Raw genomic sequence first — 13,413 nt, forward strand, 5'->3', positions numbered from 1 at the left:
TTTGTGGATCGGTGGAAAGAAGGTCAGCGTCGTTGCCGCGCTTCTTTTAATGTCATGGTGTGTGCGGCCCGTCTGGCATCGCCCGGCAATGGCAACAGGCCCGGGCGCTTGATGCGCAGCGCCACGGTCAAAAGCTCACACCGCGCTTGAAGGCGCAGCGACGGATCGTTCGCCGGGGCGAGCGTGACATATTCCCAGATGTCCCGGATGCAGGTGTAGGATAAATCCTGCCCGAAAAAATCATCGTCTGGCAGGCCTTCGACTTCGACCAGTTCGCCGCTTTCACGCAGCAGAATACCGTCAAAGTCCCGCAAGGCTTCCGCATAGAACTCCGTCACGTCCCGGCGCGGGAAACCCAGCGCCATCAACGCGCGGATCACCTGATGCATAAATTCGCGGTCACGGAAGCGCCAGCGATCCGGGATAATCTTAACCACTCGCTTGAAATTGTCGTTGGCCGCATCGAGGCAACCGCAATAAGCGTGAATACAGGACGAACAGCGCAGATCGTTCTTGGACATGACAAACCCTCGAAATATCATGGAGAAAGGACGGACAGATTCGAAAAATCCGGCCCGTGTCAGATGGGTGAAAAAGCTGCGCAGCGCCCGTTCTGGGTTAACCCTCGATAAACCATAACCCTGAAAATCAGATTTAGAGCCAAGGTTAATATGAGCCGTTTTCGGAAAAATTTTAACCTTGTTTAGCCCCCGAATTTCTGTCTCAAGCCAGATAAAAAACAGTGGAACATGGGCGCAGAAGGCACTTTCCGAAGCGCAAATAACCAGACCACCGGACGCATAACTAACATCCAGAACCCGGCACATCTCTAACTGCAAGCTGTCGGTTGTGTTACAACCGCGAGCTTGGCAAGGGGCGCTGCGCCCCCGTTGCATCCCCAGCTATCCGCCGTTTCGATCTGGCCCATTCCCACTCAAGTCCTGCCTTGGTCTGACGACCAGGGCAGGCTTTAAGGTCACGGGCCGAACTCAACGCCGGGCAAAACGTCTGGCCGTTTCATCACCAGTCAGGCGCGGCCCTCGCTCCCGACACCCATGGTCATGCGCATGCCGCCTGAACCTGCACAACCTTCCAGATTGAGGGGCCAACCGTTCCGATATGGATGCGACCTAAAGGGACATTCAGCGCCCCTCTGGACACCCTCGACCAACGGGCTTTTCGCCGCCCTTGGAATCCCACGACCACCGCCCGCAGATGGAGCCGTCAGTGTTTCGGCGCTGAACTCGACCAACCCTGCGCGGATTGGATGCCGTCTAATGCTGACCCATGTAATGGGAATCCCAAGGCCCCTTTGCAATGAGCGCAATGGATTTCTTCTTTAAACTGGCAACACCTGCCTTTACGCTGTTGGCGTCATGTCCCAGCAATTCCGGCAGAACATCCGCCAACATCGGAAGCCCCTTAATTCGCCGATCAGCCATGTATTTCAGCGCGTCAGCTTCCTTAGACACATTCATCCAATGGCCGATCTCTGCACCGAAGTGCGTCTCCATCTGCACATCTTCAATTCGAAGCCACGGCTCAATAAGGTGAACCTTGCCATTCCGAACATGCCACAGCGGAAGATAATCACGCGAAAACGGCACTTCCGATCCGTCCTTTAGCGTCCAAAAGCCGTAGGGCCGCCAGAGGCGTTGCGGCAAAAAATCAGCAGGCAGATGTCTGGGAGTGATGACCTCAAAGTCCGCGCAATCGCCAAAACCAGTGTCAAACAGCACATGCGAAGCATATCCGTAGTATGTTAGATAACCAAACTCGGTTATCGGCTTTCCTTTCATTCTAACGACAGTACCCGGCATACGCCGACCCGAACCAATCATGCCTCGATGACGCCAGATTGAGAATAGAACTGCTACATGGTCATCGTGTGACCATTGCTTATCTCCGGCCAAATGGCTTGATGAAAGCGCAGTCAGAATTTCACTGGGCCTCGATTGCGTATACGGCAGCAACTGCATCGCAAGCGTAGAATAAAAATCTCTAAAACGTTCAACAGACCAGTTCTGATCGAATTCCGTAGGAGGCATCTCATTATGACATTGCTCTAAATCATGCCAATCCGAGTATCCCAGAGCATCAGATATGCTCTCTCTAACCTTAGAAAGATTAATTTTTCTAAGGTTTTTTGCAATTTTTTGAGTGGCCTTTTTAGGACGCACCAAAGATGGGAAGTAAATCCTCATCGAAACCTCCAGTGTGCGGCTTTTGACTTGTCCACTTAGCCCGCGCAAATTGGATGTTCGACGGGATAACAAAATTCAATATCCATACCCCGATGGGCTTCACCATTGTGGACGGCACGGGAGGAACTCCGCTGTCGTCAGCAGCGATACGATTCGCCCATGCCGTCAACCCGAGAATTCGCTATGGGACGTACAAGTATCAGCGTTCCACCATTTGGCGTAAAGCGACTATAGGTCGCACACCCAATCTTCCGGCGGTGTCTCGAGGTATTCCACTTGAGCTTTAAATTGTCGCCCAGCTTGCTGAGACAATCTCTGGATTACAGCACGAGACTGCTCATCGACATCAAATACCATTGGATGAACATCTTTGCCTTTATTTCCCCACAGGGGCGGAACAAGCATATTACCCTTGCACGAAATCCACGCTAGGCGATAATTGCTTACGAGCCCTTGCCTAACTTCCTCCCACCAAGGATCATCATTATCCCTATAGTACGGCTGAGCATGCCTTAAATTATCTATCTTTTGTTCGCAATATTGGACAAGCGCGAGAGGTACTGGCGTATGATATCCAATGAAAAGTTCATCCTCAAAATGAAAGGTCATTCTTGCTATGACCTTTCCTCCAGAGATTTTTTCAATTTTACTTCTATTATCCCCGATTTTATAGGGGCGGACCTTTTTGCCTTTATAGGCGTTTAAATGTTCAAGGTACTCCGCCTGTCGGGTTTCGACACAGCACCTTAACTCCAGCGCTGCATAGAATAAGCTCTCTTTTGTTCCGTCTAACAGGCGCTCTCGCGCCCTGTGTAAATAAGAACCCGCAGCAACCCCGTAAATATTGCTTTTCATTCGCCAAACAAAACACTGAAAAAAGCTTGGTTACGCTTTTTTGCATTGGCTATCAGTGTGTCATAACCCATAGCTTGAATGAAAATCTGCTCATTATCCCGGAACCGCACATATATGTCTGGGTTCCAATCATTTTTAAAATCGTGACCTTTTAGCACTTTAATCAAAGACGGCTTAATATCCGCAACAATATACGCAAACCGCCGCACTACCCCTCTAAAAGCGAAATGACTCCCATCGGTCTTTGCGATCCCACCGGCAACGGTCGCATCCTCCAATGTTTTAATCACCTGCATTACCGGGTCGTGCTTTATATCGCCAAAAACATAATCGTCCCGGCTTGGCCTTTTGAACTCAACGATGTTGATAGTGGTGCCGTCATTATCTCCCAAAACCAAGCTGTCATCAAAAAAGGCCAAGTCAGGAATCTTATCGCCTTTCTTGCGGCCCTTTCCATGCATCGCACGATCACTGGAGATGTACGGCAAAAATGCCAGCGCATCGTCAATCAGCCAAAGGTTATGTTCAAAATAATCTTTATCGGCGCTATCGGAAAAACGCTTAAATACCAAGTCATGAATTGTATCTTCGGGCGCATGGGTACCCGATGTGCCATATTTACGGGCAGCCTCAATGAGTTCTATCACTTTCTTTCGATGCACAACATATTCAGCCAAAGCTTCCTTGTTGGTTTCATCTATTTTTTCAACGATCTCTTATCTTCGCCATGTAATCATCGGGATTATTGGCGGCACTGGTGATAGCTTTGGACAAATCGCGCGACACCCTGTATCTCTCAATAGCAAGATTTGATACAAAATCCTGCGCTTTCCAGTTATTTGGCTTTCCGGAAACGTAATCGTGGACCGATCTACCCTTCAATCCAATTCTTAGAATTGGATTTTCTTTTAACGCACCTTCCAACTCTTTTGATTGAGCGGTTTTAATTTTAATAATCTGACTTTTTTCGGTATTTTGAATTATATCTCCAACAGATGAGACAATTTCTTCAATTGTCGATGGAGATATATTTATTCCAGTGCGGGCATCATTGAGCCTACGTTCAAATGCACTCGATCGCACAACCGCAATAACAATATAATTGTTATTTTCTTCGTCTGTAAAAAAAGCCTGCCCCAACAAGTTGGTCAGATCACGCGGATTGCCAACGATTCTATCGCCAGCGGCAAATAGTAAGCAGTGATTTTTAAACGAACGGGTCTTTGGAACCTTCGTTATAGAATATTCTATGCTTTCATCGATACCATCTATCGCGCATAGAAAATTCCCAGACTCTGATTGAATAAAAATATCTCTAAAATAGCTAGTAATGCTTTCAGGTTCATTCGCGTCAAAACGAATGGTTATCTCTGGCAACCACTTATAAAGAAAATATGGAAGAAAATGACTTCCTATATGATCAGCAATATCTTTTCTATCAAAAGATTTTACAAGTTCAAACCACTCCGGCAACAGTTCATTATAATCGACACGAAGACCAACGTGTGAAAAATCTGGGTCACCGTCGTTGAATATAAATTCATTTTCCTGATTAACATCAAATCTAAAAGTTCTTTTCAGATTACCAGATCCAGACTCATATCGACTTGAATACAGAAGTCTATAAAAAACCTTAAAGGCTATGAATCGCCCGAAACCTCGACCATTTTGCTTTAACTTGTGGCCTGAAAATGGCGTTTTGAAAGACAAATAATTATCATCATCCAGACCAACTCCATTATCGGTCACTGAAATCATAATTTTGTTCGGGTCATCAAGATCATTTATAGCGATTTCAATTTTACCTGACTCTTTAGCCTTACTCCCAAAACGGGCTTCCAAGCCGTGCATGGCATTGGATACGGCTTCAAGCGTAGGCAACAAAAAGCCATGAAGGTCCTTGCTAAGGTGCGTTCGTTCAAGAACAGCCACCATATCAGGCTTAACGAGCGTATCCGTGATATCGGGTTTACTATCCAATTTTGCTGCGCCCCCTGACAAACGCCCACAGCCCGACACAAGTTCAACCGGGAGTGGCTGGAATGCAGTTCTGCACATTCCATCGATTCATTCAAGCGCTTGGGATATCCTGCGATAACCCCAAATGCTATGAAAATCCGCCTGATAAAGTATTATCCAAGCCCCAATCCCCTATCTAAACCTTGTCCACGCTCGCGTGATGATTGACGGGTTTCGCGTGACGGTGCGTTCCGAAACCGTGCCACGTCCTTATAAAGCGCCATAACCTGCATGGCGTGGCGTTCCCGCGCCGCCATGATTTTTCTTTGCAATTCCTGCCGTTCTTTGAGCTGCGCTTCCAGCAAAGCCTGTTTTTGCGCCCGGTCGCGCTCAAGGCAGAAGAAGGCTTCCATCTCGTTTTGTGAGGCTATGGCGGCATGTTCACCCGTCACGCGGTCCCATAAGCCCTTCCAGCCGTGCCGGATGCGTTCAGCCCGTGCGCGTGTTTCCGCCTTGTGGCGGACGGCCTGCCCGTCATCGAGCCTTTGCCGTTCCAGCTTATGAGCGGCCTTCATGGCGTCCCGCTGTTCCGCCAGCGGCTTCATCTGATTGGCAGCGATCCGCTTGGCTTCCTTAATATGGGCTTGCAGGCGCGGTGTGAGTGTAACCGCTATATGCGCCCGTGTCTCTTCGACCGACCGCAAACCGTCCGGCTCACCCAGCTTGGCAAGCACGTCCTTGGCACGTTTGCCGATCATGCGCGAAAGCGCAAACACTTCGCCTTCATGCGTCATGACGACATGGGCGCGGGCGTCGCCCCGCGCGAGAAACAGGCCTTTTTCTTCCAAAGCCCGGTCAAGCGTCTGAACGCCATCCGACACGGCCCAGCATTCCTGCACCGCCTGTTTCAGGTCTTTGGCGTTGAGGCCCGCCCGCTTGGCCTGTTGCCATTCTTCCAGCGTAAAATTGCGTGGATCACGAAGCTTGGAATCCATAAACCCGCGCGGCATGGTCCAGCCATTTTCAAGGTAAAGCGCTTTCGACACGTCCCGCAGTTTGGTTTTGAAAAACGGCATATCGATTGCCGTCATGCTGTCCGCATCTATCCTCGACCAGACGCAATGCGCATGGCGGCGACCTTCCTTTTCATGGAAGACGATCATGCGCGGCTGGCCTGTCAGGCCCAGCCGTTCCTCGATCTTTTCGATGGCGTTTTCAAAAACCTCCACGCGGACGTTTTCATGTCCGGGCGGATTCAGGCTTAGGGAGAATAGATATTGCTTACAGCGCGTTCCCATGCTGACGGCCTGCGCCTCTTTCATGGCGTCGAGCACGTTATCGGACACGAAGCCGCGCACCTCATGGACACTCACATGGTCATTATCTTGATCGTTTAACAGGTGACGGCCCAGTGCCATGCCGCCGCTGCGCTTGGACGCTTCAAGGATCATGCCTCATCCTCCAAACCTAACGCCTGCACCAACAGGCGGCGCATATCGGAGATTTGGCTGCAAGCATATTGCAGAGCGGCTTCGGTTTCAGGCATGACGGGCAATGTGCCGAGATTGGCCTGTCTGGCTAACTGGTTAAGGTTGGATGCAAGACCGCTATCGCCCAGCTTCCCAAGCAGCTTGGCATAGGCAGCGTGGTCGGCAATCGGCTTGCGCCGACGAACACGCGGCAGCGGCAAATCGGATGAAAGCGCCCGATGCAGTATGAAAGGGCCGAGTGGCAGGCCCGCAGCCATATCCACCAGACGCTCATACAATTCGAGCGCCATGCGAATCGTCAGCGTTCGCGTGGGTGGGGCTTTGGGTTTTTTCATACTGTAATTGACATACGCCGACGCCCCCGCATCTTTGGGGGGATGCGGGCGTCGGACTTGGTTCAGGTTACGGGAATAAAAAAAGCGGCCCGTAGGCCGCCTTGAAATTAGATATTGGGTTCGCGCTGTGGTCGCCGTTTTCGGGCTGGCCGGGAAGTGGTCATCTGCTCACCAAGTATTGGCCTAGGGCTGGGTGCTTGGAGCCGACAGGGTGTCAGATTTTGACCGTCATCTTCCAGAGAGGAATGCTTCAAAATCTCATCCCAGTTATCCAGAACATCGAACAATTGTTTCAATATTCCGCCGTCTAGGTCCACCATTCCTCCTCCACAATCGACATGAATGCTCTCAAACCGTTGCCCCATAACGGCTTTGAGCATTCGTGCGTAATGGTCCCCAAACGGTCTCATGACGATTGTGCGGGTGGAGTGTTACGATTCAATGGCCCGCTAAGCCAGAATTTCTCAATAGAATCAGCAGCTAATGGCTTACAGCCGGTTACGACTCCCTGTTACGATTCTGTGCGTTCACCGTCAGGTTAGCGCCGCCCACTCCAAAACCAGAAGGCGTTGATCGGTATTAGCGAGCATCTGTATGTCTATGGAGTTGAATATGCTTCCAGCGCCAAGCGCATATGAAACCGTTGTCCAATTACCCCGGCGCTCATTGAACTCCGGCGTAAACAAAATTGTTTCGACCACGACCCCTCCAATTACGTGTACAGAAGACGTTGGATTACGTGATGCCGCCAGTCCGCTCTTACAGAGTCTGAATTTGCGTCATTCAAATTGTCTCAAGCGAATGGTGCTCTAAGCCCTCTTCGTCGCCTCGGCGCTGTCCGACTCGTCCTCGGTCAGGATGCGCTCCAGTTCCTTCTGGCTCAGGCGCGTGAAATTGACCAGATCGGGCTCGGAATCGAAGAAGGCAAAGGATTTGCGCAGGGTGACGACGTCGTGCTGCAAAAAGGCCCTGGCCCGGCGCTCGACCTGCGCCTTGGGTGCCCCCAGCGCGATCAGCGCCTCGCGCGCGACGGCCAGCGACGAGTCCAGCGTCTCCCGGTGATAGTAATCCACCCCGGCCCGATCCAGCTCATAGGCGTGGCGGCGGTTGCGCGCCCGCGCGAAGACCTTGAGGTGCGGGAAGTTTTCCTTGGCCAGTTGCACGATGCGCACAGCCCCTTCGGCGTCGTCGATGGCGACGATCAGCATGCGCGCCTGCTCCGCCCCCGCTGCACGCAGCACGTCCAGCCGCGTGGCGTCGCCGAAATAGGCGCGATTGATGCCGAAGCGTTGCAGCAGTTCGATCTGATCCGGATTGTTCTCCAGAATGGTCACATTCACCCCCTGCGAGCGCAGGAAGCGGCCGATGATCTGACCGAAACGGCCGAACCCGGCGATAATGATACTGTTGCGCTCCTCGATGGTGTCGGGGGCTCGCTCAGGCAGAAGCGTCAGGAAGCGCGGCACCACATACCGGTTGAAAAGCTCAAGACAGAGGGGCGTGACGCCGATGGAGATAGCCACCACAAGCGTCAGAAAACGGCGCAGATCCGGCGTCAGCAGGTCGAGTTGCCCCGACAACTGAAACAACACGAAGGCGAACTCGCCGCCCTGTGCCAGGGAGAGCGCCAATCCCGACCCGGCGATATTGTCCATACCGAAGCGCCGCGCCAGCCCGTAGAGGATAAGGCCCTTGATGGCCATCAGGCCGATAACGGCGGCCAGCAACTGCACGGGCTGGGTCAACAGGCGATCGACATCCATGCCCATGCCGACCGAGATGAAGAACAGGCCCAGCAGCAGGCCCTTGAACGGCTGGATGTCGGTCTCGATCGTCGTCTTGTAGGGTGAGTTGGCCAGAACCACGCCACCGAGAAAGGCCCCCAGCGCCGGCGACACGCCGACAAGCTGCATCAGAATGGTCACGCCGACCACCAGCCCCAGCGAGGTGGCGGTGAACACTTCGCGCAGATTGGTGCGGGCGATACGCGGCAGGAAATAGCGCGACAGGAGTTGCCCGCCGGCGATGACCACGGCGATGGTCGACAGTCCTGCGACGGCCTGCGCCCAGACGGGCAGGCTCTCCACCAGACTGCCCCCATGCGCCGCCGAGGCGTGTCCGCCGCCTGCCGCCAGCAGCGGAATGATGATCAGTATGGGAATGACGGCGATGTCCTGAAACAGCAGGACGGAGAAGGTGGTTTCGCCCACCTGGGTCTGCATCAGGTGCTTTTCCTCCAGCATCTGAAGCACCAGCGCGGTCGAGGACATGGACAGGGCCATGCCGACGGCCAACGCGGTTTCCCAGCCGACATTCAGACCGAACCTGGTCAGGGCCATGATGGCCCCCATCAGGGCCAGGGACGACAGCACGACCTGCAAACCGCCCATGCCGACAATGGTCCGCCTCAGCCGCCACAAAAGCGCGGGCTCCAGCTCAAGCCCGATGAGGAACATCATCATCACGACGCCGAATTCGGCGAAGTGCATGGTCGAGGTGACGCGGTCGATGAAACCCAGACCCGACGGTCCGATCAGTATGCCGGCAATCAGATAGCCCAGCACCGCGCCCAGCTTGAAACGCGCCGCCAGCGGCACGACCAGACAGGCCGCCGCCAGAAACACGAACACATTGAGCAATAAACCGGTATCCACGCCATCTCTCCGCAATCGTCGTCAAAAGATAGGGGTGTTCGTGCCGGTTTCACAATAGGTTGCGCGACAAAAACCCCGTTGCGGCCGGCGATGGTTGACACGGTGAAGCGCGTCGTCTCAACTGTGACCATGAGCGACCTTCCGCCTCCGGACCTTTTCACCCTGACCGAACGCAGCGGGCCGCTGGTTATTGCCGCCCCCCACGTCGGGACCTATTTGCCGCCGGATATTGCCGCGAAGCTCAATCCCGTGGGTCTTTCGGTGATGGAAACGGACTTCCACGTTCACCGCCTCTACGACTTCGCCCCGGAGCTTGAAGCGACGACCCTGTTCGCCACCCATTCGCGCTACGTCGTTGATCTCAATCGCGATCCGCATTCATCGCCGCTCTATCCCGGCCTGTTCGAGACGGGCCTGTGTCCGCTCAGCGATTTCGACCGACACCCCATCTATCTGGAGGGGCAGGAACCGAGCCTCACTGAGACCGAGCAGCGGCGTTTCCAATACTGGTTTCCCTATCACGCCAGGCTGGAAGAGGTGCTGGAGGCCACGCGCGCGCGCCACGGCTTCGCGCTGCTGATCGACGCCCATTCGATCCGCCCGTCCATCCCGTTGCTGTTCGAAGGCGCCCTGCCCGATCTCAGCTTCGGGTCGGACAGCGGCCGCACCCTGCCGCCCGCCGTCACCGAGGCCCTGCAGAGTTGGATGGCGCAAACGACCGACTGGTCCAGCGTACTCGACGGGCGCTTCAAGGGCGGCTTCACCACGCGCGGTCACGGACGTCCCGAAGACCGCATCTACAGCTTGCAGATCGAGATCGTGCAAAGCTGCTATCTCGACATGAGCGACCCGACACGCTTTGACGCCGAGCGCGCGCGTCCGTTATCGCAAACGCTGAAACCGCTGCTGGAGGCCTTGATTTCGGCCGCGAAACAGGCCAATTGAGCCGCGAAATTCCCAAGCTTTTCCGGAGAGCTGTAATGAGCGCGCGCGGCAACATCATCGACGGCTTCGGCTACGCCAGGGGCCTGCGCGAGCGCATCGCCGAGCGCGTGACCAGGCTCAAGGCCGATCACGGCCTGACGCCCTGTCTGGTGGTGGTGATTGTCGGCGAAGACCCGGCCAGCCAGATCTACGTGAAAAACAAGGGCGAGACGACCAGGGCCGTCGGCATGGACAGCCGCACCATCGTCCTGCCGGCTGAAACCACCGAGGCCGACCTGCTGAAGCTGATCGGTGAGTTGAACGCCGAAACGGCGGTCAACGGCATTCTGGTGCAATTACCCCTGCCCGCGCACATGTCGTCGCTCAAGGTTATCGACGCCATCGACCCGCTGAAGGATGTCGATGGCTTTCACGTCCAGAACGCCGGGCGACTGGCGGTCGGGCTCGACGCTATCGTTCCCTGCACCCCGCTGGGCTCGCTGATGCTGCTCAAGGATGCCTTGAAAACGCACGGAGACGGCAACCTGTCGGGCCTCAACGCCGTCATCGTCGGGCGCTCGAACATCGTCGGCAAGCCGATGGCGCAACTGCTACTCAACGAAAACTGCACCGTCACTATCGCCCATTCGCGCACGAAGAACCTGGCCGAGCTGTGCCGAACCGCCGACGTGCTGGTCGCCGCCGTGGGTCGCCCGAAATTCGTGCAAGGCGACTGGATCAAGGATGGCGCCTATGTGATCGATGTCGGCATCAACCGCATCGAAGTTGACGGTAAAGGTAAGATCGTCGGCGATGTTGATTTCGACGCCGCCCTGCCGCGCGCCACGGCCATCACGCCGGTGCCCAAGGGCGTCGGCCCGATGACCATTGCCTGCCTGCTGAACAACACCCTGCAAGCCGCCTGCGTTCAGCACGGCCTGCCTGTGCCGAGCGACCTGTAAATGAGCGCGGGCGTCGTCATCATCGGCGCGGGCCATGCCGGCGGCTCGACGGCGGCCTTCCTGCGCCAGTACGGCTATAAAGGCGAGATCACCCTGATCGGCGACGAGCCGCACCTGCCTTATCAGCGCCCCCCCCTGTCGAAGGCGTGGCTTAAGGGCGAAGCGTCCGGCGACGACCTCTATCTGCGCCCGCAGGCATTCTACGACGAGGCCGACATCGCCGTGTGGCTGGAGCGGCGCGTCGAAGCCATCGACACGGTGGACAAGACCGTCACCATCGATGGCGAGCAGATCGTCTATGAGTACCTGATCCTCGCCACCGGCTCGAAGGCGCGGCCTTTCGGCTGTCCCGGCGCGAAAGACACGCCCTACCATATGTTGCGCACCATTGCCGACGCCGAATGGCTCAAGCCGCAACTGACCGAGGGCCGCCGCATCGGCCTGATCGGCGCGGGCTATGTCGGCCTCGAAGTCGCCGCGTCGGCCCGCAAGCTGGGTTGCGAAGTGACGGTGTTCGAGCGCGAACCGCGCATTCTGGCGCGCGTGGCGTCGACCGTCCTGTCGCAAGCCTTTACCGGCATCCACCGCACTAACGGCGTCGATCTGATCACAGGGGCGGACGTGGTGAGCGTCAGCGCTGAAGGCGAGTTGCGACGCGTCCACATGGCTGACGGCGTGGTACACGATTTCGACGTGCTGCTGGTCGGCATCGGCGCGCTGCCCGCCGACGATCTGGCACAGGCCGCCGGGATCGCCTGCCAGAACGGCATCATTGTCGATCACGAAGCCCGGACCTCTGCGGCGGACGTCTTCGCCATCGGCGACGTCACCTCGCGCGAGGTCAAACCATGGTTCGAGGGCCGCTACCGGCTGGAAAGCGTACCCAGCGCGCTGGAGCAGGCCAAGCAGGCCGCCGCCGCCATCACCGGCTTCAAGGCGCCACCGCCCGAAGTGCCGTGGTTCTGGTCCGATCAGTACGACTATAAGCTCCAGATCGCCGGCATCACCCGCCCCGGCGCCAAGTTGGTCACGCGTGGTGATCCCCAGACCGGCGCCTTCAGCGTGTTTCACCTGAACGACCGTCAGCAGGTCATCTGCGTCGAATGCGTCAATCGCCCCGCCGACTTCATGGCAGGCAAGCAGTTGATTCAAAAAGCGGTTGCGGTCGAAGACGCCTTCGTCGCCGATGCCGAGGCTTCGCTGAAACCCTATCTGCAAACACCTCGCTAAATCCTGCTGCGATGCGGCAATTTGCGCATGACAGGCGACGACATTTCGGTCTAGGTTCTCCCGACGAGCGAACGGAGGTAGTCCATGCCCTCGAAAATATACGCGGATGCGAAGAGCGCGCTCGAAGGCCTGACCTTCGACGGCATGACGGTGATGGCGGGCGGCTTTGGCCTGTGCGGCATCCCGGAAAACCTTATCGCCGCCCTGCGCGACAGTGGCGTGACCGGCCTCACCGCCATCTCCAACAATGCCGGGGTCGACGGCTTCGGGCTGGGGATGCTGCTCAATACGCGGCAGATCAGAAAGATGATCGCCTCCTATGTCGGTGAGAACAAGGAGTTCGAGCGTCAGTTCCTGTCGGGCGAACTGGAACTGGAGTTCAATCCGCAAGGCACGCTGGCCGAACGCATCCGCGCCGGCGGGGCGGGCATTCCCGGCTTCTATACGGCGACCGGCGTCGGCACGCTGGTGGCCGAGGGCAAGGAACTGAAAGACTTCAACGGCAAGACCTATGTGCTCGAAACCGGGCTGGTCGCCGACCTCAGCATCGTCAAGGCGTGGAAGGCCGACGAGCGCGGCAATCTGATCTTCCGCAAGACGGCGCGTAACTTCAACCCGATGATGGCCACGGCAGGCAAGGTCTGCGTGGCCGAGGTCGAGGAAATCGTGCCGGTCGGTTCGCTCGATCCCGACGCCATCCACACGCCGGGCATCTATGTCGACCGCCTGATCAGGGGCCGCTTCGAAAAGCGCATCGAGCAACGCACGGTGAGACAAAGGGAGGGTGCGTAATGCCCTGG

Annotated in this window: 12 protein-coding genes; 4 read left to right on the plus strand and 8 right to left on the minus strand. The window is 55.9% G+C overall.

From position 1 onward, the window contains the following. Window positions 1–23: 23 nt before the first annotated feature. From LH365_RS14190 to LH365_RS14225, 8 genes are all read right to left on the minus strand, one after another. The gene (locus LH365_RS14190) at window positions 24–827 is read right to left on the minus strand and encodes a hypothetical protein (RefSeq protein ID WP_226746012.1); all 804 of its coding nucleotides are present in this window, start codon (window positions 825–827) and stop codon (window positions 24–26) included. A 447-nt stretch (window positions 828–1,274) separates the two neighbouring features. Beyond that, window positions 1,275–2,204 carry a hypothetical protein gene (locus LH365_RS14195; protein WP_226746013.1) on the minus strand — a complete coding sequence of 310 codons (930 nt, stop codon included), beginning with the start codon at window positions 2,202–2,204 and terminating at the stop codon, window positions 1,275–1,277. Window positions 2,205–2,432: 228 nt separating this feature from the next. Then, window positions 2,433–3,059: a hypothetical protein gene (locus tag LH365_RS14200; RefSeq protein WP_226746014.1), complete on the minus strand. Its 627-nt coding sequence runs from the start codon at window positions 3,057–3,059 to the stop codon at window positions 2,433–2,435. After that, a complete protein-coding gene (locus tag LH365_RS14205) occupies window positions 3,056–3,736 on the minus strand; it encodes a hypothetical protein (protein ID WP_226746015.1) in 681 nt (226 codons plus the stop codon). Before LH365_RS14205 ends, LH365_RS14200 begins: the two co-directional genes overlap by 4 nt. 28 nt (window positions 3,737–3,764) lie before the next feature. Beyond that, on the minus strand, window positions 3,765–5,039 hold the full coding sequence (locus LH365_RS14210) for an ATP-binding protein (protein WP_226746016.1): 1,275 nt from the start codon (window positions 5,037–5,039) through the stop codon (window positions 3,765–3,767). A gap of 152 nt (window positions 5,040–5,191) precedes the next feature. Then, the gene (locus tag LH365_RS14215) at window positions 5,192–6,469 is read right to left on the minus strand and encodes a relaxase/mobilization nuclease domain-containing protein (protein ID WP_226746017.1); all 1,278 of its coding nucleotides are present in this window, start codon (window positions 6,467–6,469) and stop codon (window positions 5,192–5,194) included. Then, window positions 6,466–6,843, minus strand: a complete 378-nt coding sequence (locus LH365_RS14220) for a hypothetical protein (protein ID WP_226746018.1) — start codon at window positions 6,841–6,843, stop codon at window positions 6,466–6,468. Before LH365_RS14220 ends, LH365_RS14215 begins: the two co-directional genes overlap by 4 nt. Before the next feature lie 809 nt (window positions 6,844–7,652). Then, entirely contained in the window at window positions 7,653–9,497 is a 1,845-nt protein-coding gene (locus LH365_RS14225; RefSeq protein WP_226746019.1) for a monovalent cation:proton antiporter-2 (CPA2) family protein, read from the minus strand. 90 nt (window positions 9,498–9,587) lie between these two features. Between LH365_RS14225 and LH365_RS14230 the strand changes: the two genes are divergently transcribed. From LH365_RS14230 to LH365_RS14245, 4 genes are all read left to right on the plus strand, one after another. Continuing rightward, window positions 9,588–10,442 (plus strand): N-formylglutamate amidohydrolase, encoded by an 855-nt coding sequence (locus LH365_RS14230; protein ID WP_226746020.1) that lies wholly within the window; start codon window positions 9,588–9,590, stop codon window positions 10,440–10,442. A 35-nt stretch (window positions 10,443–10,477) separates the two neighbouring features. Continuing rightward, window positions 10,478–11,383, plus strand: a complete 906-nt coding sequence (gene folD, locus LH365_RS14235) for a bifunctional methylenetetrahydrofolate dehydrogenase/methenyltetrahydrofolate cyclohydrolase FolD (protein ID WP_226746021.1) — start codon at window positions 10,478–10,480, stop codon at window positions 11,381–11,383. Continuing rightward, window positions 11,384–12,613, plus strand: a complete 1,230-nt coding sequence (locus LH365_RS14240; RefSeq protein WP_226746022.1) for an NAD(P)/FAD-dependent oxidoreductase — start codon at window positions 11,384–11,386, stop codon at window positions 12,611–12,613. Between the two features lie 84 nt (window positions 12,614–12,697). Beyond that, window positions 12,698–13,405 (plus strand): CoA transferase subunit A, encoded by a 708-nt coding sequence (locus LH365_RS14245; RefSeq protein ID WP_226746023.1) that lies wholly within the window; start codon window positions 12,698–12,700, stop codon window positions 13,403–13,405. Window positions 13,406–13,413 lie beyond the last annotated feature (8 nt).

Origin of the sequence: Asticcacaulis sp. AND118, from assembly GCF_020535245.1 — a bacterium.
GTDB lineage: Bacteria > Pseudomonadota > Alphaproteobacteria > Caulobacterales > Caulobacteraceae > Asticcacaulis.

Excerpts from the sequence above, each read along its gene's own strand:
- LH365_RS14195 (WP_226746013.1), bottom strand. The coding sequence starts at position 2,204 with ATGAGGATTTACTTCCCATCTTTGGTGCGTCCTAAAAAGGCCACTCAA.
- LH365_RS14190 (WP_226746012.1), bottom strand. The coding sequence starts at position 827 with ATGTGCCGGGTTCTGGATGTTAGTTATGCGTCCGGTGGTCTGGTTATT.
- LH365_RS14230 (WP_226746020.1), top strand. The coding sequence starts at position 9,588 with ATGGTTGACACGGTGAAGCGCGTCGTCTCAACTGTGACCATGAGCGAC.
- LH365_RS14245 (WP_226746023.1), top strand. The coding sequence starts at position 12,698 with ATGCCCTCGAAAATATACGCGGATGCGAAGAGCGCGCTCGAAGGCCTG.
- LH365_RS14220 (WP_226746018.1), bottom strand. The coding sequence starts at position 6,843 with ATGAAAAAACCCAAAGCCCCACCCACGCGAACGCTGACGATTCGCATG.
- LH365_RS14200 (WP_226746014.1), bottom strand. The coding sequence starts at position 3,059 with ATGAAAAGCAATATTTACGGGGTTGCTGCGGGTTCTTATTTACACAGG.
- LH365_RS14240 (WP_226746022.1), top strand. The coding sequence starts at position 11,384 with ATGAGCGCGGGCGTCGTCATCATCGGCGCGGGCCATGCCGGCGGCTCG.
- folD (WP_226746021.1), top strand. The coding sequence starts at position 10,478 with ATGAGCGCGCGCGGCAACATCATCGACGGCTTCGGCTACGCCAGGGGC.
- LH365_RS14215 (WP_226746017.1), bottom strand. The coding sequence starts at position 6,469 with ATGATCCTTGAAGCGTCCAAGCGCAGCGGCGGCATGGCACTGGGCCGT.